Here is a 25,885-nt window from a genome sequence, read left to right on the forward strand (position 1 = left end):
AAAGAAAGTACTTAGTTCCGAAGCAATTTCAACATCCTAGAATCTCCGACCACTGCGGTCGCCGCCGCCAATCCAGCCATCATTGCGCCCGCGATTCCGGGGGAGCCGGCATCCGCTCCGGTGAGATACAATCCGGAGACCGGAGTGCGGACGTCGAACCAAGGACATTTCTCCTTGTCGTACCGTTCCGCCACGCAGGCAAGACCGTAAATCGCTCCGTCCGGGTGGGAGGTAAAATGTTCGTTCGTAATCGGAGTGGACAGTTCCGAATATTCCACGAGTTTTCCGAATCCGGGAAAGCGACGTTCCAAAGTCATAAGCATCCTGTTCGTGATCTTTTCCTTTAAAGATTTATAATCTTCTCCACGCTTTTTCCAAGGCAAGGATTTCCATTTAGCGAAATGATCGTAATCCGTGAACGTGATCACGTCGGCTGTATGGTGTTTCGCCTCCGGGTTCTTGAGACTAGGAAAGGAAACGTAAATGTTTGGAATTTCTCCCGAACCCTCGATCCAATCGTTCCTCCGGGAGAAGTTACGATCATGATCGGGGGAAGAAAAAATCCAATAGTTCTCCCCTTTGAATCCCAACTTCGCAGGGCTATCGGAGAGTCCTAAGTACAAACAAAGACTGGTGGTCATCCTTTCCCGATCGTAAAAGTCTAAGAGGGAATTCCGGAAAGGAACCGGAACGGATTCCGGAACAAGCTTGGTGTACGTGGGATATGCCCCCGCGCAAGAGACCACTACAGGAGCCCGAAATTCCCGCTCCAACCCTTCTCCTCGAAGAGCTTTGGTCCTGACGCCTACTGCTTTTCCGTCCTGGACCAAAATTTCCAATACCTCGGTGGAGGAAAGTACCGTTCCTCCGCCTTTGACTACGATTTCTTCCACGGCATCGAAGATTCGGCCGGCTCCGCCGACAGGATAATATCCCCCGTTGATATAATGCTGTACCAGAGAAGCGTGCATGGCAAATGCCACCTTGGAAGGTGGAAGTCCGTGATCCCCCCATTGGGCCGCCAAAATCCCCTTCAATTCTTCGCTCTTGAAATTCGCGTCGAAATATTCCTTTAAGGTCCGGATCCCGCCCTCTCCCAATAATTCGGAAAACGATTCCAAGGGAGGAGGAGAAAGACGGAGCATCAGGGATTTTCCGAACAAAGCGGAAGTTTTTTTGATGTCCTTCAAATACTTTTCGATCGCGGGTTGTTCTTCCGGAAATCTCCGGATCAGGTCGGCTTGGAATTTAGCGGGATCGCCGTAAATGTCGAACGTACTATTCGGAAAGACCAATCGCTCGAAAGGGTCCGGCATACGCTTCCAGATCACTTTCTTACCCGTGACCTTATCGGAGATTTTTTTGCAGAGGCCCTCTTCGTGCATATCTCCCACGTAATGGATTCCCACATCCCAATGGAATTTTCCCTGCTTTCTTTGGAACTCGTGCGTGAAGCCCCCGGGTTGGAAATGCTTTTCGAGAATCAGAACCTTTTTTCCCGCAAATTGGGTTAGCAGGCTTGCCGCAGTAAGGCTTCCCATTCCGGAGCCGATAAAAATGACGTCGTATGTGTCGCTTATCGTTTCGTTTTCCATTGACAATATCCCCTCGTCTCGAATAATGTTAACACTTATTACATAAGTCGATTAGATGTAATACTCGTAAACAATGTAATATATGTCAACATGAAAATGAAGCAGGACAAAAATTCTTACCACCACGGGGACCTAAAACGCGCCCTTCTAGACGCCTCGATCCGCATCCTAAAGGAAGAAGGTTACAAAGCGTTGAGTTTGAGAAAGGCCGCCTTAACGGCCGGAGTCAGCCAATCCGCCCCGTACAGACATTATGCGGATTTGGAATCCCTGTACGCGGACATCGCCGAGGAGGGATTCAGGCTCTTGTCGGAAAGGCTCAAGAACTTCCAAAGCAGGTACAAAAAAAGGCCCTTATTGTTATTCCGGGAGTCCGGAGTGACCTATGTGGAATTCGCCCTGGAACATCCGGATCTATTCCGGATCATGTACGGGAACCAGATCGAAAGCCATTCACGATACGAAACCTTGGTCCTCGCGGAGAACGATTCCTTTCGAATCATCGTGGAAATCATCCAAGATTGTAAGAACGCGGGGCTGATCCGAACGGATAGCGTGGAAAAATCCGCAACTGCTGCCTGGACGATGGTACACGGGATCGCGGTGCTACTCGCGGGAAAGCAGGTGATGTTCCGTTCCGTGGATCTTCAAAAGGCGAGAAAGGTCACGAAGGAACTGATCTCTTTCCTGTACAACGGGATGAAGGCCTAAAGCGCAGGAAGGTCGCGCCGCTCGGGTCGAATCGGTCACCTCTTTCGGAACAGATAATGGGAAACGGCCCATTCTTCTCCGTTGCGGAATTTCCAGAGTTCCGCACAGGAAAGAAAGAAGACCTTCCAATATACGAACCATTTCAACGCGTTTTCTTTTCCGTACGTCCTTTCCAATATTCCTAGAATTTTCATTCGATCGGAGTACATGTTCCGAAGCCAGGCCTCGGAAGTTAGAGAGTAATGCTTTCCGTCGATTACCCACTGGTCTTCTATTAGAAAATCCTTTTGGAAGTATAGAAGAAGATCGTGGGAAGGCATTTGTCCGCCGGTGAAAAAATACTTCGCCATCCAGTCCGTATCGTCCACCACTTCGAACGCATACGCATACGTCTTATGAGTGAAGATATGTATGAAAAACAAACCGTCCTTTTTTAGGAAGCCGGCCAATCTTTCAAACAGGGCCTCGTAATTCCTGACATGCTCCAGCATTTCCACCGAAAGGATTCGATCGAACTTGATGTTCGTTTTAAAAACGTTCGCGTCGGCGGTTTGGATCGTAAGATTTCGGAGTCCCCGTCTTCCGGCTTCCGCATCTATATATTTCTTTTGGCTCCCGGAATTGGAGACTCCTAGAATTTTGCATTTCGGATATGTTTCGGCTACGTATAAGGAAAGAGAACCCCAACCGCAACCTAGATCCAAGACGGTCATTCCATCCTTCAACCCGGCACGTTTGCAAGTAAGTTCCAGCATGGCTCGTTCCGATTCGTCGATTCCTACGTCGGGAGATGCCCAAAATCCGGAACTGTATTTCATGTATCTTCCCATGACCAATCGGAAAAAATCGGAAGGCACTTCGTAATGCTGCTCGTTGGCGGCATTCGTATGGATCGCGATCGGAGATTCCTTCAGTTTTCGGACATACTCGATCAGATGTTCTTGGTCTTTTTCTCGGGTTCCTCGGTTTTCTTGGCGGAGACGGACCTTCAGCAATCGGCGGATCCGAATCCGGATCAACCAATCGGGAAAGAAATCCTTTTCCAGAAGTCGGTACAGGAGGCTCATCCTTTTTTCGTCCGCTTATTCTTTGGGGAACCAAGGTACGAACGCACTGGTTTTACGACTGTATTCCAGGTAAGCTTCCCCCTTCAATTCCAACTGCCCCTGTTCGTTTAACGGAATTCCGGTAACTTGCGTCAATAATACGAACATGACGATCGGAGAAACGAGTCCGATCCAACCCCAAGGAGAAGCCAACGACACCAAACCGAAGGACACCCAGATCACCCATTCGAAAAAATAATTCGGATGCCTGCTGTATTTCCAAAGCCCGGTGTCGCAGACTTTTTGCAGGTTCTCCGGCATTCTTTTGAATTCGGAAAGTTGAAAGTCCGCGACGGACTCCCCCACGATCCCGACGGCAAAGAGCGATAGTCCGAGAATCTCCAACGGATGGATGGTACCGGAAGGATTCAGCGCGGGAAAAACGAACGGCAAGCTTAGGACGGTTCCGAGCAATCCTTGGAATTGGAAAACGTTCGTAAAGAATTTGCGGTGTACCCGGTCTCCGTATTCCTTCCGAAAGGCGGTGTATCTCCGGTCTTCGTGTCCGGTCAGAATGCGGGTCGTCAGTATAAAATAGGAAAGTCTCCAGCCCCAAACCGTCGCCATAAACGCGAAAACGGTCTTATGAATCGGATCTCCGGTACCGAGGATGAAATATACGATCGCGGCCGAGGAAATACAGAGACCCCAGCCCAAATCCACGATGGCGTAGTTCCCTAAAACCCTTCCTACAAGCCAAAGCAGGCTCATCAGCACGAAGACAAAGAGCCATGCGACCAACATCAAAAACAACGCGTTTTCGTACATTCGGTTCTCCTATATCTTAAAGGGAATCTTTGCGGACGATCCGATCGATTTTTTTCACGAGAGGTAATACTACGAAATAAGATGCGAAAGCCAAAGCAGGTACCGTCGCCCCCCAACCGACTACGGCGTAGAGGGCGGAATCGCGCAATCCTTTCCACAGTAAGGATGGATCTCCGTCCACGAACCGATACGCCCATTCCAGATCCAAGCGGGTGCCGGACAATCTCGCCCCGAATTCCAGGAAAGGGATCAGCAAAAAAATCTGCAGAGGATACATCGCATAATTCGCAAGCTGTACGGAGATCGGATTCAACCTAAGAAGAAATCCGAATACGGCCGCGAGAGCCATCGTAGTACCGATCAAAGGAAAGACTCCGATCGCTCCTCCGAGAACGAGGGAAAGCGCGATTTTTTCCGGACTGATTCCCGTCTTCAGTTCCTTGACGATGGCCTCTTTCAGCTTTCCGACAAAGGAAGGCTTCGTTGCAGTTTTTGGATTTTCGTTCGTACTCACGCTGAATTCAGACTCAGATTATTCGGACGGGTATAGACGACTTGGACGACGCTGATATTCCGCATATAAAAAGCGGCCGCGCAATAGGAAAAATAGTATCTCCATTTTCGGACGAACCTTTCGTCATGGCCTAGCGCGCGGATAGCCGGAAGATTTTTTTCGAAGGAATGCAGCCAGGAAAGAAGTGTCCGATCGTAATTGTGTCCTATATCCTCCATCTCGTGCAGAAACATATTTCCTGTCCGATTGACGGCCCGGTTGATCCTGGCGATGGAAGGGAGTAGCGATCCGGGAAAAATATGCTTTTGGATGAAATCCACCCCTTTCCGAAAGGACTCGTAACGGGAATCCGGGCAGGTGATGATTTGATGGACCATCAAGCCGTCCTTTTTCAGGACCCGGTTGCACATGGAAAAAAAATCCTCGAAATATCGATGTCCTACCGCTTCGAGCATTTCCACGGTGACGATCTTATCGTACATGCCCTCCACAAGTCTATAGTCTTTTAAGCGGACTTCGATTTTATCCTCCAAGCCCATGCCTCGGATTTTTTCTCTCGCGTACCGGAACTGTTCCTCGGAAATCGTATAGGTTACTACGTTACATCCGTAACGGGAAGCTGCATACGTGGAAAACCCGGCCCACCCGGTCCCGATCTCCAAAATCCGATCGGAAGGTCTTAAGCGCAATTTCTTGCATAGACTTTCCATTTTCGCGATTTGGGCGGCTTCAAGGGAATCCTTGGGATCCCCGAAAGTCGCGCAGGAATAAGTCATCGTGGGATCCAAAAACTTTCCGTAAAATTCGTTCCCTAGATCGTAGTGCTCGACGATGTTCTTCTTGCTTCCTTTTAAAGAGTTCCGCCGGAAAATATGCAATAGCTTATTTCCTAGATTCATCATGGAGAGATGGAAATACTCCTTTTTGGAGCCGCTTATGGAAGGAGTCTCGTCCAAATTCAGCAAAAACCAGCAGATGATGGACCTGATATCGTCCGTATCCCAGTCCCCGTCCATATAGGATTCCGCCAAACCGAGGTCTCCGTGTAAAACCAACTTTTTAAAGAAGGAAGGACTCCGAACTTGGATGAGAGCGCGATGGAATTCCGCCGGCTCCCCCGATTCGGGATCGCCTAAGTGGGTTTGCCCTCCGTCGGAGAGTAAGATTCGCAGAGACCCTCTCTTCATTCGGGAGAGCGCCGTCCAAAAAAGACGCTTATAAAATTCTGTGCCGTTCGAAGATAAGGCAGAACGGGAATCTGCGGCAGAGACTTTGGCAAGGTTATCGCTTTCCAAGGTGAACTCCTATCTGTAGGCTTGTGTCTTCCTTCTTTCGGATAAAAGGGACCTTGTAAAGATACAATTTGAACGCCTGCCAATGGATCAGGCCGATGATTTTCAACGTGACTAGAGGATATTTCAAAAACATCCAGAGCAGATTCAGATCGCTCAGCTTCCTCGCTCTTCCGGTGTACGTGGTCACCATGGTGGTGTTTCCCCTCTCCAAGGCGTCTATGCGCACATGCAACTCCCCGTCTTTCGGAGGAAAAAGGCGAAAATCGAAAACGGAATCCAGGGTCACAAAGGGAGACACGTAGAAATATTTCCCTTCCTTCTTACGAAACCCTTTCCCGTCCGACGTCTCTTTTCCCAAAAAGTAAAGTTTCATTTCACCGAACGTATTTCCCACTTCCGCGACCGCGCAGATAGGAGAACCGGATTCGTCCTCCGCAAAATAAAAGGAAACCGGATTGAAAGCGTACCCTAGCACTCGTAGGTTCGTTACGAGGACGACCTTCCCTACGTTTTCTTTGACTCCTTGGCTCCGGATATACTCCAGAAAATTCTCCTTTATATCGGAATAACCGTAATTCAGATGATCGGAATCGTTAAAAGAAAACAAACGCCTTCGGTTTCTTCCTAGAAGAAAAAGGGATTTTCCCAGGCGATCGAGTTCGTCCAGATCCAGTTGAAACGTAAAAATCCCGTATCGGAATCGGTTCCGCTTGGGAAGGAGCCGATGGTGCATCACCTTGGCTTCCACGATTTTAGAGTTCAGCTCCATATTTTCCTTCCTAAAAGCGTTTCAGAAAGGTTTTTGGCGGACCATAATGCGTCCTCGTGGAATCCGTAACGGAAATAACTTCCGCAGAAATACAACGGGCCGTCCCGATTCAGTTCGGAAAGCCTTCGTTGTGCCCGAAGAGATCCGACGTGAAACAAAGGATGTTCGTATAGGATCTCTTTTATGATTTTTCTCCGATCCACCTTTCCCGGATCTCCGATAGAAACGTAATAATTCCTCTTTTTCGAAACTTCCTGCAGACTGTTCATCCAGTAGATCGTGTGCGGTCGGATCCTTCCTTCGATTCCATCCATCCTATAGTTCCAAGAGGACCAGGCGGATTTGATCCTAGGCATGACCGAATCGTCGGTATGAAGAGTCGCCGTGTTTTTTTGGTACTCGAATTGAGAGAGTAATTCCTTTTGTAAGGGGGAAGGTTTTTTCAATAACCGTAAGGAGAGGTCGCCGTGCGTGGCGAGAATCACTTTGTCGAAGGTTTCCGCCTTGCCCCCCTTTAAATGGAGTCTTACTTTTTTCTCCGAAACGACTTCCACTCCCGAAATCGGAGTCTTGAGTCGGAACGAATCGGAGATGGGAGCGGTGAGACGTTTTACGTATTCCCGGGACCCTCCTTTTACGGTGTACCATTGGTGTTGCGTGTTTAAGCCGAGAAACCCGTGGTTCAAAAAGAATCGGACCAAGGAGATCGCGGGGAACTCCGACATCAAATCCTCGGGAGTGGACCAAACCGCGGAACTCATGGGCACCAGATAGTATTTTAGAATATCAGGATGGTATCCGGCTTCCTTTACGTACCTCCCGAGGGAATAATCCTCGTACCGACGATCCTCGAGTATCGAAGGAGCCTCCGAATTGAATCTATGAATATTCAATAATAAACGAATAAAATTTCCGTTGAATACGTTCCTCCTTTGGGCAAAGAGGCCGCTCAGTCCGGAACCGCAGAATACCAGATCCTCCGGAACATGCTGTACGCTGAAGGACATACTCGTCTTTTGAGTCGGTACGTCCAGTTCCTCGAACAACCGTTTCAGGTTCGGATAGGTCACATGATTGAACACGATAAATCCGGTATCGATTGGAATATGTTCTCCACCGTCGTCCACCATGACGGTATTGGAATGTCCTCCGATATAATCCGCTTTATCGAATACTGTGAGCTCGTATTCGTCTTTTAGAAAATGGGCACAACCCATTCCGGCGATGCCTGTCCCGACGATGGCCAAACGCCGATCCGTTTTCTTTTGGGAGGATCGCTTCAAAGTACTCTCCGAAAAATCTTTCCTTAATAGACTCGGTGCGAAGGGTTCCGGCCGAAAAAAATTTCCACTCCCCTTACATGCCCGGAAATACCCCCGCCGAAAGAAGCAGGTATCTTAAAATTCTAAGGGAAAATACGATCGGGACGAAAATCCAAAGACTTTGTCTGAAAAAACCCGAGAGTATCGTAATCGGATCTCCGATGATCGGCAAAAAGGAAAGGAACAAAACGGGAATTCCGTGTCTTTCGATCCTGGATGCCCAGAGGGCGTAGAGTTTGGACTCCGAGATTTTCTTTTGCACTTTCCCGCGGAACCAAAAACCGATCCCGTAATTGAAAGAGCAAGCGCTGCAATTTCCGACGGAGGCCCAGAACACCGCCTTGTCGGAAGGCATCCCCGAAAAAATCGCCAGAAGCAGTGCGGCCTCGGAACTGAAGGGCAATATCGTCGCGGCCGCAAAGGAAACCAGAGCGAGCCCCAAGCCGCCGTAAGAACCGATCAGTTCCGATCCGAATTTCGTAAAATCCAGGTCCAAGCCCGAATAAGAGATCAGCTTTCTTTAATAAAGTCGAGTCATTTCTTATCTTTCAGCAGGATCCGCATTTCTTCGGAGATCTTTTTCGCGGCCTTACCCGCGGCCTCGGCAAAGTCGGGCCCGGGAGAAGAAAAAATAATGCTTCTAGAGGAGTTCACCAGGGAGTTTTCCCCGCAGACGGCCAGTACGTCTTTTAACGACGCTCCTTGCGCCCCGTACCCCGGAATCAAAAAGACCCGGTCCCTATGCGATTTTCTAAGTTCGCCCATTTCGCCCGGATGGGTGGCTCCGACTACCAATCCCACATTTCTGGGAGAAAAGGATTCGCTCACGACAGCGACTTCCTCGTACAACCTTCTCCCGGTTTCCGAGAAGGTCTTTTTTTGGAACTGTGCCGAGTCCGGGTTGGAAGTCAGGCAAAGTAAAAATACCATCTTAGACGCATCCTCTATAAAAGGACGGACGGTATCCGCGCCCATATACGGGGAAAGCGTCAGCGAATCCACTCCCAGGTCCTTAAAAAAGAATGCGGCATATTGGCGCGCCGTGTTGTCCAGGTCTCCCCTCTTCGCATCCGCGACGATCGGAATCCCGGGATAATGAATCTTGATATGACGGATCAACTTTTCGAATTGGGAGATCCCTTGGGAACCGAACGCTTCGAAAAACGCGACGTTCGGTTTGTAGGCCACCGCGTAATCCGCAGTGGCATCCACGATCTCTCTGGAGAATAGAAACAGCTTATCTTGGTTTCCATCCAGGGAAGAAGGAAGCTTGGAAGCATCCGGATCGATTCCGACGCACAAAAGAGAATCTAGGTTTTCTCTGCGTCGTACGAATTTAGAATAAAAATCCAAGGTTACTTACGGACGATGTATTCCTGCGCGAAAGGCGGGAGAACAAAGGCCGCCTTATGCATCTCCGCGGAATAGTACTTTAATCCCTTGGGAACCCGTTTCGGATCCGGTTCGACCTTGTAAGGATCCGGTCCTTTGGAACAATAGCTGAACCCTATGATCCCGGACGGATAGGTAGGAACCACCGTGAAGTAATACCCGCAATGCCTAAAAATATCGGGAATGAACTGAAACAACTCTCGGATCACTTTTCCGTGATAGTAAAAACTTTCCGCCTGGGTCGTACAGATCCCGCCTTCCTTTAAGGAAGCCGCCATGGTCTCATAGAAGGGCCTTTTAAAAAGGACCGCCGCCGGCCCCACCGGGTCGGAGGAGTCCACGCAGATCACGTCGAAGTACTCTTTGTAGTCCTCGACGTATTTGGCTCCGTCCGCATACACGTGTTTGACCCGAGGGTCTTTCATCGCATTCGCGATCCCGGGAAAATACTCGTAGCAGACGTCCACGACTCCTTTGTCGATCTCGCAGAGATGCACTTCCTTGACGGAAGGATGTTTCAGCACCTCGCGGACCGTTCCTCCGTCCCCTCCGCCGATCACAAGAACCTTCTCGGGGTTCGGATGGCTCATCATCGGAACGTGGACGATCATTTCGTGATACGCGTATTCGTCCGCCTCGGTCATCATGACCACACCATCTAAGGTGAACATACGACCGAAGCCCTGGGACTCGAATACGTCTATCTGCTGGAAAGGGGTCTTGCGACTGTGCAAGAACTCCTTTACCTTAATCTTGAGCGCGCGCCCGTTCGGTAGTTCGAGCGCTTCGTCCAGCCAAAGTTCCAATCTGCCTCCTTAGAAGCGGTTCGTTACCGTAAGGCGCATCGCATCGCCTTTAAAGAAGTTGCGAGTGAATTCCGCCGCCACTTTCGGATCGTACCCTTTGCAGGAAAAGATATCGATATAGGAAGTGTTACTCTCGTTCGCAAAATGCGCGGAGATACAGGAAGTCTCGATGAGCTGGAACATAGAGTATCCGGCCACTCTTTCATCCTCTCCGAAGTGAACCACTACGGTTTCGCCGAAGCGTTTCATTTCGATCAGATCGCAGAGTTCTAAAACGTAACGTTTGATCGCGTCCGCATCCCGGATCAGAGCCGCATCACAATTTTCCAGATCGATGGAAGTCAAAAGACCCCAAGCTCCGTTTTTGAAAGGCTCATATACTTTCAACTCCGGATCGGTTTCGATCTTGGATTGGATATAGGACGGGAAGTTCCCGTTGAATCTCTTTCTAACGATCTCGGCTTCTTCCGTTCTTGCCCATGCCAATTCCGGGTTTTTCATCGCAGGGTGGTACGTGATTTCCTCGCCTACCGCGATGTCCCGGAGAGCGACCAAGGTGATATCTCCTTGGAAACCGCAATTCGGTTCCGCACTTTGACGGATGTAATGTACGGAATCGACTCCGTCGTCGTGCAAAGGAGACACAAGGTAAAAGTCCTCGTGCACGCGATGGGGGGTCGCCAGTCCGGAAAGCCCGGCCAGTTCGTCTTTATGAACTGCCTTACCTCCCCATACCGCAACGACACCGCCGGCAGGAATCGCCTCCCTGGTCAAGAGGAAGGTTTCTCCGGCGTTAGTCTGACTCAATTCGATGGAATTTCTCAAATAAGAAAAACGACTTACGATTTTGGATGTTTCTTTAATCTCTAGGTTCATACTTTGATACCTCTCCTCGTGTTGATAAAATAAGAGAAAACCTTCCTCCCTCCGGGGGAAGGGAATTCGTTCTTAGCGATGGGGGGTTGTCCGGCACTGCCGGATAGAAAGTACTTAATTCCCAATTGGTTTGTGTGGTAGGCCTACGCCTAGTTGCAACAAACCACGCTTCATTTCCACTACGGAGATGCTTTTCGCACCGAAGCGTTCCTTGAGATATTCCAGAGCAGCCTGGTTATCGATGATGTCTCCGCACGTGAAGACGTCTATGGCACAATAACCGTATTCGGGCCAGGTATGGATCGCGAAATGGGATTCGCTCACGACGACCACTCCACTCACGCCAAACGGACTAAATCGGTGAAACACGGACTTAATCGTCGTGGCGCCGGAAAGATCGGCTGCCTTCAACATGATATCTTCTACCAATTCGTGATTGTTGATGGTCTCGTAATCACACTCGTAAAACTCTGCAATTACGTGCTTTCCCAATGCGTTCATCTACTGCCTGACACCTCCGAAATTGGTTTCTCGGTTAGAAACCGAGCATGCGTATGACTATGTTTTTTTGTCAACTCTCTACGTAAATTTATATTTATTTTTTCCGTTTCTTTTTCCTAGAATCGGAAAAAACAGAAATCCCATTATATTACAATTCTGTGGAAATACAAGAAGCGAGGATCCGTACCTTTGAAGGATTGGACGAAATTCATTTTTAAAAAACGTGCCCTTTTGGTTCTTTTCGGGCTCTTTTGCCTGATTTTAAGTATAGTCGTAAATTTCGATTTCGGAAAAATTCTTTCCGGAAACGTTCCGAATCAGGCGGAAACCAAGGAAGCAGTGTTTGCCAGAGCGGAAAAAAAAGGAAGCAAAGGAGTTCTCTTCCTGGTGGAGCCTCGGAACTGCAGGTCTTGCCTGAAAATGTCGGACCAGCTCAAGAGCTTCGAGGCGCAAGGTTGGGAGTTCCTTCTCATTCTTCCGGATTCGTCGGAGTACGAACGTCTCCTGGCGGACGATCGATTCTCCGAAAAACTCCCTTCCCTCAGTGCAGGCAAACCTGTATGGGGCGCCTGGAACCTCGGAGAGGAGTTGCTTTATCTGGGAGAGACTTGCGTAAGCGACAAATACCTAGAGCAAAAGAGTCCGTATTCGGGACTTCCTGCTTGCATAGTAGAGCCGCAATCGGCTCTCTGAAACTTTTAGGCTCGCTGTGGAGAAAAGCGCTAGGCGCCCGAGTTTTGGCCTCTTTTTAGGAACTCGGAGATCGAATTCTTGTCCTTTTCGAGGGAATGCCTGTGAATTTCCTCGATCACAGTTTCGATCACGCTTCCCATTAGGAAGACTCCGGAAATCACTTGTACGTCGTAACTGCGCTCTGATTCGCCCGGACCCAACTCCTTGTAGATGGAAAATCCTTTGATCGTTACGATGGAGTCGTTTCCAGGAGGGGCGATGGTAAATTCGTGGGTGTTCGTGGAAAGGTCGAAGACGGAATTTTCCAACAGGGACGGATCTGAGAGCAAAGTAGCCAGGACTTTGGGTAAGGAATCCGCCAGTTTTACTTTTCTCTTTTGAAAAACCTTGTTTCCCTCCTTTTTCTCCTCCAAAAGCTCCACATTTTTCAGTTCCGGAAACTGATCCAGGTACTTGTAACGATCTTCCCTTGCTTTGAGCAGGTCTTGGAGGGGTACGGGGAAGGTTTGCACTACTTTATATTGCTTCATCCGGCTATTTCCTGGGGTGGTTGGTAAGCGTTTTCTCGGGCAGTCTGCGTGTTTTTCCCCCCTCGGGAAACCCTTTTTTTTCCGGGATCGATTCGGAAAAAACTATTGGGAAGAATCCGGGAGAACTCAATAGTAGGAGAAACGGAAGAGACGACCCTTGAACGACAGAACCTGGATCGAACTTTCTCAAAAAGCAGTGACTCAGAACCTGAACAGTTTCCGTTCCCTCCTCCGGCCGGAAACTCTTTTAAGCGCAGTCATCAAATCCAACGCATACGGGCACGGACTTTTGGAAATGGCGGAGCTTGCCCTAAACGGCGGGGCGGATTTGCTCGCGGTCAATTCCCTGGAGGAAGCAAGGAAATTGCGCGAATCGTTTCGTTCGGTGCGCATTCTGATTATGGGAGCCACCCCCGACCTGGAAAAAAGAAAGGAAGAATTCTCCGATCCGGATTTTTGGACAGTGGTATCCAGGGTGGACGAAGGGAAGTTACTGGCTTCCTGTTTGCCGCGCCCTAGGATCCACTTAAAAGTGGATACCGGTATGGGGAGACTCGGGACCTCCGGTAGCAGATTGGAATCCACTCTTTCCACCTGGAAAAAAGAAAATCTCCCTTTGGAGGGAGTAGCGACCCATTTTGCCAGTACGGAAGACGTGATCGAGCAAAGGTATTCCAAGGAGCAAATCCAAAAATTTTCCAAAGCGATCTCCGAAGCTCGATCGCTCGGTTACGGAGATCTGGTCCGGCATGCATGCGCATCCGCGTCCACCATGCTTTTTCCAGACGCACATTATGATTTGGTCCGGATCGGGATTTCCCTTTACGGTCTCTGGCCTAGTTTACAAACCAGGTTATCCTTGCATTTGACCGGTAGAACCGAATTCCAACTACAGCCGGTAATGCAATGGAAAACGAAAATCGTCCATTTACAGGACCTGGATGCGAACACCTACGTCGGCTACGGTTCCACTTATCAAACCAGCGCGCCGACTCGAATCGCCGTGGTCCCGGTAGGTTATTACGAGGGCTTGGACCGAAAACTTTCCAACAACGGCGTGATGCTGGTAAAAGGAAAAAGGGCAAAAATCCTAGGAAGGATCTGCATGAATATGGCGATGCTGGATGTGACTCATATCTCCGATCCTAAAATCGGGGATATCGTCACGATTATAGGAAAGGATGCCGACGAAGAAGTTTCCGCCGACGATCACGCCAATTGGACTAATACGATCAATTATGAAACTACTACACGAATCAGCGAATCAGTACCAAAGTACATCGTGGATTAAATAAGGAAAATTTGATGAACTCCGTTTCCCAAGAAACCGTACCTATCAATCAAGTGCAGCCGGTCCGCACGACCAGATTTTACAATTGGCTGATCGACCTAGTATACAAGATCCGCGGGGTCGCTTTCGACTCCTTCGAGGAATACTTTCCCGCAGGCAGTTCGGAGGAAAAACTTCACGCGCCCTACCCCTCCGTGCTCATGGCAAACCACGTCTCGGAAGCCGACATACCGGCACTGGCCGCCGTGTACCGTCATGTTTGGCCCAAGATCAAATTCGCGATTCCTGCCCGGGAGGATATGCTCGGAAAGGGGTTTTTAGTGAACGAACTGAGACCGAAGGGAATCATGAAGCTGTTCCTGAAGATGGTGGATGCGACCATGTTGATTCCTAAGTTCATGGATTATATCGGCTGCGTCCCTATAAAACGCCCGTTCCGGGATAATGCGAGGGAACTCCTGAAAAAAGGGGAACTAAGGGATATGGTGGAACAGGAATGGAGTTTTCTTTCCGAAAAAATCGCCCAGGGACGCACGCTTTTCCTATTTCCGGAAGGGACGTTTAATCATGACGGTTATTTGAATCAGATCAAGAAAGGAATCTATTTCCTCCGATCCAAGTTCAAAGGACTTCATTTCAATTCCTTTACCTTTACATACGATTATTTCTCGTCCAAAAAGGCCGAGCTTCATATCGGTTACGGAGATCTCTTTCCGATTCCGGAAGAGGCCGGTGCGGACGAGGTTGCCGGAATCGTCCGCGAAAAACTGGGAAAAGGATACGCGGTCACCACGGGTAATTTGGCCTCCTATTTACTGTTGAAGTGCGAAGGCAAAGCGAAAGAGAGCAAAACCAAGCTGCTCGGAGCGTTGAAGGCACTCGCGGAGACGATCCGGGCCAAACACCCGGAAATCTATATTTCCCGGAGATTTTTCGAGGACGGTTTGGCCGCAGCTTTCGATTCCTTTCTGCATAAGTCCAAAGAAAAAGGATATCTGAAACTGGACGGAGAATACGTCGTCTTTGACGAAAAACTGTTCCATCCTCCTAAAGAAATCCATAATTTAAAGAAAAAGAATCTGATTCTTTATCATAGAAACCAGCTTACGTTCCATTTACCGAAACTGGAAGCGGCTTGGTCCGGCCTTCAGACCGCTTAAGGAAAATCGATTGGCATTCAGAATCGGTTTATTTCGATCCAGGAAATCCAGGGTTTCGTCCTGGTTGACCGAACCCGGAAGGATGGAACGGACTCTGGGACGGAGTCTGTTTTTTCTTTTCGATTCCACTCTCGAGGAACTGTTGCCGGAGAACGTGCGGATCTCCCCTTCCGCCATAGGTCTCCTCCGGCTTCCCGAAGAGAAAATCAAGGTACTGTCGGAGGAATTTCCGATCGAAAAGGCTCTTCCCCATTCCTCTCTGGATGATTTTCTGTCCGAAGAAAGCCGCGAAGCCTTGGTGGAATTGATCGCAGGTACGCAAGCCGCGCCTTCCAAAAATCTAATTTTAGGAATCCTGAATTTACCCGAGATACAGGACATCTTATCGCAAGGACTCGAGAAGGTACTCACCGAATTCCATAAAAAGATCAATCCTCTTCACGGAGTCTTTCAGGCTGCGGGGTTGGAAAAGCAGGTTTCCCAGTTTCTTTCTTCCCTACTCCCTGCGTTTACGGAACGGATCGCGGATTTCGTTTCCTTAGGCGGCGGAGCGGAAGAGGTGCAATCCGCCCTTCGGAACACCTTGCGCCTACTTTTCAAAACCGCGTTTACGGAAATGGGAAGAGTGGACGGGGGCAAGATCGGTCCTAAAGCGGATCGTCTCAGAAGGGCGCTGGCTTCCGACCCGAAGATACAAGCCTCTCTGGAAAATTTATACGGTAACGGAAGGGATACTCTGCTGAACCGATACCGTAAGGAAACCGTCCGGGAATTCCTAGGACTTTCCGCCACCGAGCTGGAGCTTTGGGTAAGCAAGGTCACTTCGGACGTCGCCCATAATCTGAGAGAAGTTCATAAAAAACGAGACCTGACTCCTTTGATCGAGGATATACTGGGAGATATCCTGAATTGAAAAAGGTGATTTCCACAATCCAAAACGCTTTGGAATACCTAGATAAGTTAGGTCCTCAAAAGTCGTTTCAATTGTTCCGGAATCTGGGATACGAGGCTCTATTTTCCATTTCCGAAAAGGTGGATCACAAGAAACTACTGTATCTTAGCCAGCATCTCACGGAAAAGGAAATCGTCTCGTTGATCCAATCCATTTCCGAGCCCATCCTGGTCCAGTTGATCGGGGAATCCGATCCTGCGGATCTGGTCTTTTTCGTAAAACATCTAGGGTTATCGGAATTAACGATATTGGCTCACGCCCTACCTGCGGAAGACGTGAAACGGATCAACCAGGCGTTAGGTTCCAAGGTAATCGTCGAGATTCTGCAAGGTTTAGGATCCCGGGAATCCTTGGAATATCTGAACTCGGTCGGGTTAGATCCGTTTTTGGATCTGGCCAAGTCCTTACCTTCCAAGGATTTTATTCCGTTAGCGAAGGCCTTAAGTCCGGAAGAATGCGCTACTTGGGTCAAAAAGAGAGGGGTAATGGAAATTCCTTTGCTCTTAAAGGAATTCGGCACTAAGAATGCGCTGCACTTGCTGAAGAAGATCGGCTTTTCCAAGGTTCTTCCTTTACTCGAACTTTTCGGTCTGGAAGAGCTCCTCGCATTGGCTACCCTACTTTCCGAAATGAAACTTCCCAGAGGCAAAAAGCCTCTCCAAAAAAAGAAACTCTCTTCCGGAAAGAAAAAAGGCAAAACCAGACGTTAGGGGTCCTCGATATTCTTCTTCGCGGATAGGACCTCGGATCGATTCTTTTCGATATTCTCGATACGTTCCCGGACGATCTTGAGATATTCCGCATTCGTATCCGTCGCGATCGGTAAGGATTTTTGAACCGATTCCAAACCGTATTTCAGAATCTCCAGCATATCATCCGAGCGTTTCAACTTCTCGTTCAGATAAAAGCTCAAATCCTCCTTTAGGACTTCCCTTTTTTCCAGCAGATCACTTTGGATCGAATCGTACCTCGTCTCTTCTTCGCGGCGTTTTGCCGTCTCTTCCGGCGAGAGCTTTTTCGGTATCATTCGATTGTTCGGAAAACGATCCGCTAGAGGTTTGAATCTTTCGTAAGATTGCTCGAGCAATTTCGCTCTTTCTTCCTCGTTTCGATCGGATTCCGAGGACGTTCCTGCGGCCGCCGTTTTACCGTCGTGATCGGTTTCCGTTTCCTCCGTCGGTTCCTGGAAGTGAACGAAGTCGGAGGATCCATCGAAGAGAGAACCTTCTCCGGAAGATACGGTTCGCCGGGAAAGACCTCCTTGTAGAACGGTCTCCTCCTTTTCGGCCTCGGCAGGAATCCAAAAAAAGCCGAAATAGACGAGAGCGAGAACGAGGAAAGATATCAGAGATAGAAAAAGAATACGGCGATTCATGAGATATAAAGGGGCAAGACGACCCGAAAGACGCTCCCGCCCTTAAGATTGGGTTCCACGAAAACCTCGCCGCCGATCTTATTGATCAACACCCTACTGATAGACAATCCCAAACCCGTTCCACCCACGGTTCGATTTCTGTGGTCCGGAACTCGGAAAAATCTTTCGAAGATCAATTCCTTGTACTTAGGATCGATTCCCACTCCCGTATCGATGATGCGGAGTTCCGCTTTGCCGGGAGATATCTTCTGCAGAGTGACCTCCACGTTTCCTTTTTCCGTATATTTGACTGCGTTGACGAATAGATTCGTGACGATCTGGGAAAATTCGAATCGGACCCCTCTAACCCGAAGTCCCTTGGAAAGATTCGTGACAACTTCCAATCCTTTTTCCACCGCAGGAGGGGAATTGATGTAGAGCACCTCCTCGATCACCGTAGCCGGGTCGAAGATTTCGGTCATTTCCTCCGCACTTTGGGCCTCTTTCTTTTCCAATTGCAAAAGATTTTCGATCAGAAAGTTGAGCCTTCTGACGTTTTTACGGATCACGTCCGCCATTTCCTTTTGCTCTTCGTTCAGAGTGAGGACGGGATCCGAAAGTAGAAGGTCGAAATAACCCTGTATATTCGTCATCGGAGACCTGAGTTCGTGGGAGATATTGGATATGAACTCGTGCTTGATCCGCTCGGATTCCAAGATAAGCGCGTTGTCGCTTACCTGTATCTGATAAAATCGCTTCGTCTCCGCGCTGAATCCGGTGACGCTGAGGCCGACCCTGAATTTGGTGCCGTCCTTCAGGATCAGTTGCGTCTCGGGAATAAAAGTCATGTGCTGTTCTTTGCCTAGAGGAGTCTTGAATTCGCTTTGCTCCAATATATCGGGAAGGATTCTTGCCAGCCTGGTATTTCTGATTTCCGAAGCGAGATACCCCGAGATTTCGCGGAATTTGCGGTTGGCATCCACGATCGTCCGAGTGTCGGCGTTAGCGATAATCATCGCATCCGTAGCGAACTCGAACATATAACGATAACGTTCTTCCGTAGTCTGTCTCTTCAAGTCGCTGATATCCAGACGAGTCTCGAGCAGATAATTGTCCTCCGTGAGTCGTTTGTTTTTCTCCTCCATATCGCGCAATTCTTGATTCAAATAATCTAATACGGAATTCACCGCCGATCGAATGAACATGTACGGTCCTGTCGGCACGGAGGTGGTATCTAGGGACAATTCCCTTCTTCCCGAGAGTAGACTTAACGCCAAGTCCTTCAGCTCGGTGACGATATTCCTGACGGGAGATTTGGATAATTCCTTTGGGTTCTCTCTCCTGAGCGGAGGAAGAGTCGAGTAATAGTCCAGATGGAGCTCGGTTTTTTTGAACCGGAACGCCGCCGGAAATTTCGGAAACGGATCGTCGGCCACGCTTCGCGCAGCTTCGTCCAAAAGGTCGGCAGCCTGATCGTTCCTGGAAAACGTTTTGCGATAGATATCCACCACGAAACGGACGTCTTCCAGAGAAGGAGCTCCGGAAAGGATCTTGCCGAGCTCGGGCATCGAACGCGTGTAGAAGCCGTCCAATTCCGGCGGTTTCCAGGGACAAGGACCTACCCAATCCGAAACGTAGGAATCTCCTTCATAGGCCACATGGTTCGCCAAATCCTCCATGGCTTTCCGGATCGCACGGGATACGGAATTGGCCTCTTCCGGAAATTTAGAAGCGAACCTTCCCGTAAAAACCAACATGTTAGTCGGGAGATAGTAAGGCGGGATCTCGTTTGCTACCGTGAGACAATATCCTTTTTCCCCCAAGAAGGGGATTTCCTGCAAGGAAGCCGCGACTCCGAGGCATTCCGCTCGTATAAATTCGTTCACCAAGAGAGTCGGCCGGGTAACTATGTAAGGGACCGGCTTCCTTCTATGGTAGTTTTCCGAGCGGAAAAATTCCTCAGAAATGAATCGATCCAGCGAGAGAGGATGAAGTATGGGAAGAAAGCTATGATAGGAATCCCGGATCGCTTCCGCTTCCATGTAGGAAGCGGAGTAAAATCCATGGACCAGGGAGGAAAGGATCGCTCCCCGACAAAACGTCCAACTAGGGGAGGTCCTACGTAATTGCTGGTCCAGCCAAGCGGTAAAAGGAACTTCCCCTCCCTCGGCCCTTCCTTCGCGGAGATGAGCAAAGACAGCCTCGTAACTTTTCAGTACCCGGACTCGGACCTTTACCCCTTCCTCCTCAAAATATCCCCTGCTAAAAGCCAGAAAGACGGGAAAGGCAGTCAACCTCGGCGTAGTGACGATTTCGATTTCAATCACCGGCCTATCCTTCCATCTATTCTTCTTTTTTCAACAATCCCTTTTGTTCCGAACCACAAAAGACCCAAAAAAGGCTTCAGAAGTCCCCAAAATCCGCCGAGAGACATAATAACTGTGGGCCCGACCAGTCGTCCCAGGGAGGTTCGAATGAAACTTACGGATTTACCCGCCTTCCAAACCATTCTAGGTAGAATTGAGGAAATCAGATCCATCTCGGAAAAGTTCTCTCCCCGAGAGACGACTTCCAAACCGGAACGGGAAAACAAGTCCGAGGTATCGGAAAGTTTTTCGGAACTGCTGGATCGCCAAAAGCCTGCGGCGACAGCCCGGGAAAATCTGAAAGAGGATTGGGAAAATCTAGGGCTTTCCGGTTTTATCCGGCAACAAGCCGAAATCAACGGGTTGGATCCGAACTTGGTGCGGTCCGTGATCCGTGCCGAATCCGGTTTTAAGAAGGACGCGGTTTCCTCCAAGGGAGCGCAGGGACTGATGCAATTGATGCCGAGCACGGCCGAACTCCTAGGTGTGGAAGACCCTCTCGATCCCGCCGAAAATATCGCGGGCGGAACGAAATTTTTGGGGGATCTGGTGCGGAAATTCGGAAACACCGATCTCGCATTGGCCGCTTACAATGCGGGACCGGGCGCCGTGGAAAAATACAAAGGAATCCCTCCTTATCGGGAGACCAAGGATTACGTCAAAAAAGTGAATCGTTACTGGAAAGGCTGAATCCGAGTTTTAGACGATCTACCTTAAGACACTCAATAGTATTTTTTCATCTCCTGGAAAAGACAGGAAGTGAGATGAGTGCAGGAACTCATCTTCTCCGGAACCAAGCATACCTGCATTTTATCGAAATGCTTTCTGCAACCCCTGAGACAGGAATTCTCCATTTTGTACAGCTGGTCCTCGGTGGCCAAAGGTACGGCATCCTTCGTACACTTTGTTAGAGAATCACAATATTCTAAACAAATTTCCTTTCCTTCCCATTCTCCCGTTCCGGAGGTTCCGGGGAGCTTCGCGTACTTTATCGCGATAAACACTCCCACGACGGCGCCTAGAATCAAAATCGGAAGATACCGAAACAATTTAGCGGAGATCATTTGACCTCCGAATTTTTGGATTCGCCGGTCGGTTCGTATAGGCGGACGTATTCCAAGCCGTGTCCCGGACCGACGAATTCCTTCCAGGAAAGATCCCTCTTGCGGATCGGCCAGGATTGTACCAATCTGTAATCCACTTTGGGTTCCCAATTCGTAACGTAATCCAAGACCGCTCTTCGTCCATCCACGCAGTTCCTTTCCGAACCGGGAATGGAGTGCGCTATCTCCGCTCCCGCGAGCGCGTTCCTATAGGTAAGTGCCGTCCATGGGTTCTCGGAAATCACGCAGACCTGTCTGGCATTCCATACGGATCCGGTCTCCGGAAGATCGGGTAAACTCAAACTAGGAATCAGGGAGAATTGCACGTATGCCATCAAGGAACCGGCCACGATCAGATTTCCCAAGGCGAAGACGGACGGGACTTCCGCTTTTCGAAAGACGCCCAAAACGAGCGCGGCAAGAATTCCGATTAGAAACAATGACAAAAGAAAATCGGGCAGGAAAGGAGCTTCCGTCAATTTTTGTGTGACGGTTTTGACTAGGGCGAGAACCGTCCAGAATCCTAAAAGGAAGATCAGGTTGTAGTAAAGAGGCTTTTTCCAGTCGGAAGACTTTGTCCGGGAAAAGAAAACGCCCGCTCCCAAAAATGCCAAAGGAAGGATCGGCAATGCGTAATAGTAGTCCTTACGGTTCGGAGTCAGGTGGACGAGTAGAATGGCCACCGAGGCCCAGACAAGCGCCTTCCCATACGCTTGTGCTGCGTTCTTGGGTTTGGAAGCCAGAACCAATCCGTTCGCAAAAATCAGTAGAAAAGAAAAAGGAAGGCTGTACAAGAGCCAGCCGATCGGAAGGATCCACTCCTCCTGGTTGACGGTAGCACTCGAATACTTGCCCAGATTTTCCGTAACGAAAAAGAAATTCAGGAAGGCTCTCCCCGCTTCGGAAAAAAGGAGAAGACTGAGCACCCATACGAACGGGATCACAAGGGAGAACACATGGAACAAACCATTATTCACAATTTCTTTACCGATTCGTTTCCATCCTGTCCATCCCCGAACCTGGTCCATTACGAATACGCTAGTGCAGGACAGGGAAGCCAAAACGATCCCCGAGTATACTTGGAACACCGGACCCTTTACCAGAAAGGCAGATCCGGAAAGGAGACCCGCCGCAAGTAACCAGATCCGTTTTCCGGAAACGCGGTATTTCAGGAATAAGGAGGACGTGGCGGCGAGAAAGAACACCAAAAAGCTCTCCATCATTACCAACCTGGAAAACTTAAACGCACCGAGAGTGAAAAGAAAACTTCCCGAAATGAAGAACGCGACGAAGGGTTTTGCCCGGACCGTCCTCAACCCGAAGTACAGAAAAAGGGAGGTCCCCAAAAAAAGTAGCAGAGAAGGGAATCTTTCGGCAAATATGCTGGTCCCTAAAAGGGAGTCGGAAAGCATCCCCGACCAGAAAAGAGCGGGCGGTTTGTATAGATTCATCACCCCTTCGAACTTCGGAAACAGATAGGAGGACTCCGACAAACTTTCGCGTATGGTCGCAATATGCATTTCCTCGTCGCCTTGGGTCAGAATTTGACTGCTGCCCAAACCGGGAAGTAACACGGTAATCCCGATCAAGAGGAGAAGGGGAAGAAACGTTTTGTCCCCTATTTTCGACCAAAAGGAGGAGAGTTCGTTTCTACGGGGAATGGGCTGCGTTTCGGGAAGCTCCTGCGAATTTTCCGAAAAATTGAGTCGATTTTCCAACATGCGTCTCGTCTACTATGTAATTGATTACTTACATTTTACATTTTTTTCTACCCCCGAAAGTGCGAGCAAGCGCGAAAACCGAATCGAAAATAAAAATCCGCTTGGCTGATTAGTCGTCGGTCGGGATACAATTCTCTGGAAAGCGTCCATGGCAAAACCTGCGAAAAAGAAGACCAAAAAAAAGATCCGGAAAATTCCGGCTTCCCCAGCGCTTCGATCGGATCCCAAAAAACGGGATCGAATGGGGACGGAAAACGCTCTTATGAAAGCGGCGATTCAGGTTTTTGCCCAAAAAGGGTACGACGCAGCGACTACCAAGGATATAGCCAGCCTGGCAGGGGCGAACGAAGCCTTAATCATGCGCTATTTCGGCGGGAAAAAAGGATTGTTGGAATCCATTCTCACCAGAGCGGAAGAACTGGATGATGACGGGAACACTCTTTTGCGTAAAAAAAACCTGCCTAAGGATTACACTCATTTGGACGAGGCCTTGGAGGATTCCATCAGCGCTCGTTGCGACGAATTCAGGAACTATTCCGACTTCATGAAGGTCGCAGTGAGCAGAATCATTCTGGATTCCGACGTGAGTAAGATCATACAGGCCAAGATCTACGAAAAAGCGATTCCGGAAATGGTGCAGGAACTCGAGAAATTCAAAAAGGCGGGAGAGATCGATTCCAAGGTGGATTTGAAATCCGTCGCGTTCGGCATCTCCTCTCTCACCTTCGCGTTGGGTTTTATGGCGCAGATCGTATACAAAGTCCCGGAAAACGAGATCAAGGCTACGATCCGAGAAATCGTCCGACTCATGAACAAAGGTCTCAAACCGGACTGAACGGTTTTTGTCCCATTCCGTTTCGGAAAGTCTAATCCGTTGATACTATAACCCGCAAAATTGTGCATTATCGTTTTATAATTTCTCTTTTTTTTAGAAAATCGGAAATTTATGCGGACTTATCCTGGATGTCGAAGTAAAATTCGACGTCTATTAATGAAACGTTCCTAAAAAGATTCGCAGGCGGTCCCATGAGTATTCAGACAGAATCGAATATACCTTCTTCTCAAATCGAGCCGACCGCCGTGGATACGATGTACTTCGTTTCGAAATGGGCTGCTGCCTGCCAAATCCTGGAGCGGGACAACTTTTACGACGCGGAATGTTTCGGTGAAATTTTGGAAAATGATTTCGATCGCTTCCAGTAATATCCTCCGTCTCGATTACGTTTGGAAAAATGCGACGTCGCCTTTTAGTGCGGTGGATTGGGTCGCGAGTCTTTCCGCCAACGAGTCTATCTCTTCCACCACACGATTCAATAGTTCCGTCGTTTCCGAAATCGCCACGATCGTTTTGGAGAATTCCCCCGAAGTTTGCGCCTGTTCCTGCGTATGATTTCTGATCTCTTCCGCCGAATGAGTCAAGTCCCCGAATGCGGAACGGACTGCGGCGCTGGCGGAAAGCTGGTAATCGGATAACTCAGCTACTTCCGAAACCCGATTCAAGGTGGTGGTGACGGTATGTCCTATTTTCTCGAATACTACCTGAGTGGATTCTATCACTTCCCTACCGCTCTTAGTGGCACTCAACGCGTCCTTGATGGCGGAGCGGATCCTCTTGGCGTTTTCCTGGGTTTGTTCTCCCAACTTGGAAATTTCCTGAGCGACTACGGCGAACCCCTTCCCTGCTTCCCCCGCTCTCGCCGCCTCTATGGCCGCGTTCAAGGAGAGTAGACCGATTCGATCCGTGATCTCATGGATCACGTTTACGGTGCTTCCCATCCTAGTGGTGCTTTCCTCTATTTCCGCCATTGCGCGGGTCGTTCCCTGTAAGGCATGAGTTCCTTTGGATGTTTCGGACTTCATTCGATCGGCGTCCGCTTTGGTTTCGGATAACGCAAGGTGGACTTGTCGAATACGACCTTCGAGCTCGGCCAAGGATTCCGTCGCTTTTTTGGCGATCTCCGCCTGACCGTCCGCACGAGACGCCGTGGAAGTAATGGAAGCGGCGATTTCCTCCACTCCGGCGCTCATCTGTTCCGTCGCGGCGGCTTGGTCCTGCATCTTTCGGGATAATTCCTTGGTGTTTTCCTCCAGTTTCTTGGAGCTCTCGGAAAGTCGATCTGCTTCCCGTATCACGCTTTTTACGATGACCCGGAGTCGCTTGACGAATTCGTTTAACGCTTTACCGCTGCGTCCAAGTTCGTCCGTCGAAATCATCGGCAACTCCGAAATTAGATCCCCGTTGGACATTCCCGCGAAAATATCCACCATATTTCCCGAATTTTTACGGATGCTAGCCGCGAGAAGGTAGGATGCGACCGCCACGGTGACCAACATGAAGAATCCGGTGAGTAGAAGAGGAACGGTAATATTCCCTAATTTGACCCAACCGGCCGTTTCCTCGAACAGAAGATATCCGAAAATAATCACCGGCATTAAAGAGATAGCGACGATGGTAGCGAAGATCCTCGCGAAAATCGGAACTTTTCTCACGTTGGTTTCGTGGACCTGAATTCCGATCAACTGGTCCGATTCCAGGACTTGGGATAGGATGGACTCCGTCATGAAGAAATGGGAAACTCCCAAGATGGGATAAATGATCGCGGGAAGGAAAGCGAAAGGCATGGATTCCAGAAAGGTAGGCCGGAAGAAGTAGTGCATGTAATTCCAAGCCGAAAAGATTCCGTAACTCCATTGCACGACGTAAAATCCGGTATTATAGAGCGGAAAATTCAGGAGTTTCTCCTTGATCCGAGACTTACCCGCCGCGTTCAATTTGGTCCATCGTTCCGTTTCCAGCGATCGGAAGACGCGTCCCAGATAGAGAAACCGTACGGTAGGAACCACGAAAGAGGTGAATAGGGAAACCCCGGCACAGATGATCAATGCCAAAGCTTTCCCGAAGTCGTAAGCCCCGGCCGCGATGATGAAGAGGACGGCCAATGGTACGGCCAAAACGGAAGTCATCACTTCCATTCCGATCGTTATTTTCCACCGTACTTTCCAGGATTCCCTTTTATCCATGTCTTTTCGTCCATTTCCCCTATTTCATTGTGCCTAAAG

General features: G+C 49.2%; 27 protein-coding genes. 9 read left to right on the forward strand and 18 right to left on the reverse strand.

All coding sequences use genetic code 11. The features are described from left to right. Positions 1-11: 11 nt before the first annotated feature. Positions 12-1,595 (reverse strand): phytoene desaturase family protein, encoded by a 1,584-nt coding sequence (locus tag EHO61_RS06160; RefSeq protein ID WP_135812752.1) that lies wholly within the window; start codon positions 1,593-1,595, stop codon positions 12-14. Positions 1,596-1,685: 90 nt separating this feature from the next. On the opposite strand from EHO61_RS06160, the gene EHO61_RS06165 reads away from it, so the two are divergent. After that, entirely contained in the window at positions 1,686-2,306 is a 621-nt protein-coding gene (locus tag EHO61_RS06165) for a TetR/AcrR family transcriptional regulator (protein WP_135812753.1), read from the forward strand. Between the two features lie 35 nt (positions 2,307-2,341). Here the strand turns inward: EHO61_RS06165 and EHO61_RS06170 are convergent, their stop codons facing one another. The 11 genes from EHO61_RS06170 to speD form a co-directional block, all read right to left on the reverse strand. After that, positions 2,342-3,373: an SAM-dependent methyltransferase gene (locus EHO61_RS06170; RefSeq protein ID WP_135812754.1), complete on the reverse strand. Its 1,032-nt coding sequence runs from the start codon at positions 3,371-3,373 to the stop codon at positions 2,342-2,344. Between the two features lie 15 nt (positions 3,374-3,388). Next, positions 3,389-4,180 (reverse strand): DUF1295 domain-containing protein, encoded by a 792-nt coding sequence (locus tag EHO61_RS06175; RefSeq protein ID WP_135812755.1) that lies wholly within the window; start codon positions 4,178-4,180, stop codon positions 3,389-3,391. Positions 4,181-4,196: 16 nt separating this feature from the next. Beyond that, the gene (locus tag EHO61_RS06180) at positions 4,197-4,694 is read right to left on the reverse strand and encodes a DUF2062 domain-containing protein (RefSeq protein ID WP_135812756.1); all 498 of its coding nucleotides are present in this window, start codon (positions 4,692-4,694) and stop codon (positions 4,197-4,199) included. Next, complete coding sequence (locus tag EHO61_RS06185; RefSeq protein ID WP_135812757.1) at positions 4,691-5,989, reverse strand: SAM-dependent methyltransferase; 1,299 nt, start codon at positions 5,987-5,989, stop codon at positions 4,691-4,693. The genes EHO61_RS06180 and EHO61_RS06185 overlap by 4 nt, the downstream gene beginning before the upstream one ends. After that, on the reverse strand, positions 5,976-6,758 hold the full coding sequence (locus EHO61_RS06190) for a DUF1365 domain-containing protein (RefSeq protein ID WP_135812758.1): 783 nt from the start codon (positions 6,756-6,758) through the stop codon (positions 5,976-5,978). The genes EHO61_RS06185 and EHO61_RS06190 overlap by 14 nt, the downstream gene beginning before the upstream one ends. Continuing rightward, a complete protein-coding gene (locus tag EHO61_RS06195; protein WP_135812759.1) occupies positions 6,749-8,041 on the reverse strand; it encodes an NAD(P)/FAD-dependent oxidoreductase in 1,293 nt (430 codons plus the stop codon). The genes EHO61_RS06190 and EHO61_RS06195 overlap by 10 nt, the downstream gene beginning before the upstream one ends. A 73-nt stretch (positions 8,042-8,114) precedes the next feature. Next, positions 8,115-8,576, reverse strand: coding sequence for a YqaA family protein (locus EHO61_RS06200; RefSeq protein ID WP_210415309.1), 462 nt, complete (start codon positions 8,574-8,576; stop codon positions 8,115-8,117). Between the two features lie 38 nt (positions 8,577-8,614). Then, positions 8,615-9,433, reverse strand: coding sequence for an orotidine-5'-phosphate decarboxylase (gene pyrF, locus EHO61_RS06205; RefSeq protein ID WP_135812760.1), 819 nt, complete (start codon positions 9,431-9,433; stop codon positions 8,615-8,617). 2 nt (positions 9,434-9,435) lie between these two features. Then, positions 9,436-10,278, reverse strand: coding sequence for a polyamine aminopropyltransferase (speE, locus tag EHO61_RS06210; RefSeq protein WP_135812761.1), 843 nt, complete (start codon positions 10,276-10,278; stop codon positions 9,436-9,438). A gap of 9 nt (positions 10,279-10,287) precedes the next feature. After that, positions 10,288-11,154 (reverse strand): S-adenosylmethionine decarboxylase, encoded by an 867-nt coding sequence (locus EHO61_RS06215; RefSeq protein ID WP_135812762.1) that lies wholly within the window; start codon positions 11,152-11,154, stop codon positions 10,288-10,290. Positions 11,155-11,268: 114 nt separating this feature from the next. After that, positions 11,269-11,655, reverse strand: a complete 387-nt coding sequence (gene speD / locus EHO61_RS06220) for an adenosylmethionine decarboxylase (RefSeq protein WP_167884817.1) — start codon at positions 11,653-11,655, stop codon at positions 11,269-11,271. A gap of 189 nt (positions 11,656-11,844) precedes the next feature. Between speD and EHO61_RS06225 the strand changes: the two genes are divergently transcribed. After that, on the forward strand, positions 11,845-12,348 hold the full coding sequence (locus EHO61_RS06225) for a hypothetical protein (protein WP_135812763.1): 504 nt from the start codon (positions 11,845-11,847) through the stop codon (positions 12,346-12,348). Positions 12,349-12,377: 29 nt separating this feature from the next. Here the strand turns inward: EHO61_RS06225 and EHO61_RS06230 are convergent, their stop codons facing one another. Further along, on the reverse strand, positions 12,378-12,878 hold the full coding sequence (locus EHO61_RS06230) for a DUF2505 family protein (protein WP_135812764.1): 501 nt from the start codon (positions 12,876-12,878) through the stop codon (positions 12,378-12,380). A gap of 157 nt (positions 12,879-13,035) precedes the next feature. On the opposite strand from EHO61_RS06230, the gene alr reads away from it, so the two are divergent. The 4 genes from alr to EHO61_RS06250 are packed head-to-tail and all read left to right on the forward strand — an operon-like array spanning position 13,036 to position 16,991. Next, a complete protein-coding gene (gene alr / locus EHO61_RS06235; protein WP_167884818.1) occupies positions 13,036-14,169 on the forward strand; it encodes an alanine racemase in 1,134 nt (377 codons plus the stop codon). Between the two features lie 14 nt (positions 14,170-14,183). Beyond that, positions 14,184-15,329, forward strand: coding sequence for a lysophospholipid acyltransferase family protein (locus tag EHO61_RS06240; RefSeq protein ID WP_135812765.1), 1,146 nt, complete (start codon positions 14,184-14,186; stop codon positions 15,327-15,329). Between the two features lie 10 nt (positions 15,330-15,339). After that, positions 15,340-16,242, forward strand: a complete 903-nt coding sequence (locus EHO61_RS06245) for a DUF445 domain-containing protein (protein WP_135812766.1) — start codon at positions 15,340-15,342, stop codon at positions 16,240-16,242. A 5-nt stretch (positions 16,243-16,247) separates the two neighbouring features. After that, positions 16,248-16,991: a hypothetical protein gene (locus EHO61_RS06250; protein ID WP_246032040.1), complete on the forward strand. Its 744-nt coding sequence runs from the start codon at positions 16,248-16,250 to the stop codon at positions 16,989-16,991. On the opposite strand, the gene EHO61_RS06255 is transcribed toward EHO61_RS06250, so the two are convergent. Further along, a complete protein-coding gene (locus tag EHO61_RS06255) occupies positions 16,988-17,656 on the reverse strand; it encodes an LIC_20245 family lipoprotein (protein WP_135812768.1) in 669 nt (222 codons plus the stop codon). The genes EHO61_RS06250 and EHO61_RS06255 overlap by 4 nt on opposite strands. Beyond that, on the reverse strand, positions 17,653-19,962 hold the full coding sequence (locus EHO61_RS06260) for a sensor histidine kinase (RefSeq protein ID WP_135812769.1): 2,310 nt from the start codon (positions 19,960-19,962) through the stop codon (positions 17,653-17,655). The genes EHO61_RS06255 and EHO61_RS06260 overlap by 4 nt, the downstream gene beginning before the upstream one ends. A 147-nt stretch (positions 19,963-20,109) precedes the next feature. Between EHO61_RS06260 and EHO61_RS06265 the strand changes: the two genes are divergently transcribed. After that, entirely contained in the window at positions 20,110-20,691 is a 582-nt protein-coding gene (locus tag EHO61_RS06265) for a lytic transglycosylase domain-containing protein (protein WP_135812770.1), read from the forward strand. Between the two features lie 32 nt (positions 20,692-20,723). On the opposite strand, the gene EHO61_RS06270 is transcribed toward EHO61_RS06265, so the two are convergent. Next, positions 20,724-21,065 (reverse strand): Cys-rich protein, encoded by a 342-nt coding sequence (locus tag EHO61_RS06270; RefSeq protein ID WP_135812771.1) that lies wholly within the window; start codon positions 21,063-21,065, stop codon positions 20,724-20,726. Continuing rightward, positions 21,062-22,825: an ArnT family glycosyltransferase gene (locus EHO61_RS06275; RefSeq protein WP_135812772.1), complete on the reverse strand. Its 1,764-nt coding sequence runs from the start codon at positions 22,823-22,825 to the stop codon at positions 21,062-21,064. The genes EHO61_RS06270 and EHO61_RS06275 overlap by 4 nt, the downstream gene beginning before the upstream one ends. A gap of 241 nt (positions 22,826-23,066) precedes the next feature. Between EHO61_RS06275 and EHO61_RS06280 the strand changes: the two genes are divergently transcribed. Both EHO61_RS06280 and EHO61_RS17200 read left to right on the forward strand, forming a co-directional pair. Next, positions 23,067-23,660 carry a TetR/AcrR family transcriptional regulator gene (locus EHO61_RS06280; RefSeq protein ID WP_425460337.1) on the forward strand — a complete coding sequence of 198 codons (594 nt, stop codon included), beginning with the start codon at positions 23,067-23,069 and terminating at the stop codon, positions 23,658-23,660. 191 nt (positions 23,661-23,851) lie between these two features. After that, positions 23,852-24,028 carry a hypothetical protein gene (locus tag EHO61_RS17200; RefSeq protein WP_167884819.1) on the forward strand — a complete coding sequence of 59 codons (177 nt, stop codon included), beginning with the start codon at positions 23,852-23,854 and terminating at the stop codon, positions 24,026-24,028. A 15-nt stretch (positions 24,029-24,043) separates the two neighbouring features. Here EHO61_RS17200 and EHO61_RS06285 read toward each other — a convergent pair whose 3' ends face one another. Next, positions 24,044-25,846 (reverse strand): methyl-accepting chemotaxis protein, encoded by a 1,803-nt coding sequence (locus tag EHO61_RS06285; protein ID WP_135812774.1) that lies wholly within the window; start codon positions 25,844-25,846, stop codon positions 24,044-24,046. Between the last annotated feature and the right edge of the window lie 39 nt (positions 25,847-25,885).

The organism is Leptospira fluminis, from assembly GCF_004771275.1.
GTDB classification, from domain to species: Bacteria; Spirochaetota; Leptospiria; order Leptospirales; family Leptospiraceae; genus Leptospira_B; species Leptospira_B fluminis.

Bases quoted from the DNA above. Each gene is read 5' to 3' on its own strand.
- EHO61_RS06160 (WP_135812752.1), bottom strand. From the start codon at position 1,595: ATGGAAAACGAAACGATAAGCGACACATACGACGTCATTTTTATCGGC.
- EHO61_RS06165 (WP_135812753.1), top strand. From the start codon at position 1,686: ATGAAAATGAAGCAGGACAAAAATTCTTACCACCACGGGGACCTAAAA.
- EHO61_RS06170 (WP_135812754.1), bottom strand. From the start codon at position 3,373: ATGAGCCTCCTGTACCGACTTCTGGAAAAGGATTTCTTTCCCGATTGG.
- EHO61_RS06175 (WP_135812755.1), bottom strand. From the start codon at position 4,180: ATGTACGAAAACGCGTTGTTTTTGATGTTGGTCGCATGGCTCTTTGTC.
- EHO61_RS06190 (WP_135812758.1), bottom strand. From the start codon at position 6,758: ATGGAGCTGAACTCTAAAATCGTGGAAGCCAAGGTGATGCACCATCGG.
- EHO61_RS06215 (WP_135812762.1), bottom strand. From the start codon at position 11,154: ATGAACCTAGAGATTAAAGAAACATCCAAAATCGTAAGTCGTTTTTCT.
- speD (WP_167884817.1), bottom strand. From the start codon at position 11,655: ATGAACGCATTGGGAAAGCACGTAATTGCAGAGTTTTACGAGTGTGAT.
- EHO61_RS06230 (WP_135812764.1), bottom strand. From the start codon at position 12,878: ATGAAGCAATATAAAGTAGTGCAAACCTTCCCCGTACCCCTCCAAGAC.
- EHO61_RS06240 (WP_135812765.1), top strand. From the start codon at position 14,184: ATGAACTCCGTTTCCCAAGAAACCGTACCTATCAATCAAGTGCAGCCG.
- EHO61_RS06255 (WP_135812768.1), bottom strand. From the start codon at position 17,656: ATGAATCGCCGTATTCTTTTTCTATCTCTGATATCTTTCCTCGTTCTC.
- EHO61_RS06265 (WP_135812770.1), top strand. From the start codon at position 20,110: ATGAAACTTACGGATTTACCCGCCTTCCAAACCATTCTAGGTAGAATT.
- EHO61_RS06270 (WP_135812771.1), bottom strand. From the start codon at position 21,065: ATGATCTCCGCTAAATTGTTTCGGTATCTTCCGATTTTGATTCTAGGC.
- EHO61_RS06275 (WP_135812772.1), bottom strand. From the start codon at position 22,825: ATGTTGGAAAATCGACTCAATTTTTCGGAAAATTCGCAGGAGCTTCCC.
- EHO61_RS06280 (WP_425460337.1), top strand. From the start codon at position 23,067: ATGGGGACGGAAAACGCTCTTATGAAAGCGGCGATTCAGGTTTTTGCC.
- EHO61_RS17200 (WP_167884819.1), top strand. From the start codon at position 23,852: ATGAGTATTCAGACAGAATCGAATATACCTTCTTCTCAAATCGAGCCG.
- EHO61_RS06285 (WP_135812774.1), bottom strand. From the start codon at position 25,846: ATGGATAAAAGGGAATCCTGGAAAGTACGGTGGAAAATAACGATCGGA.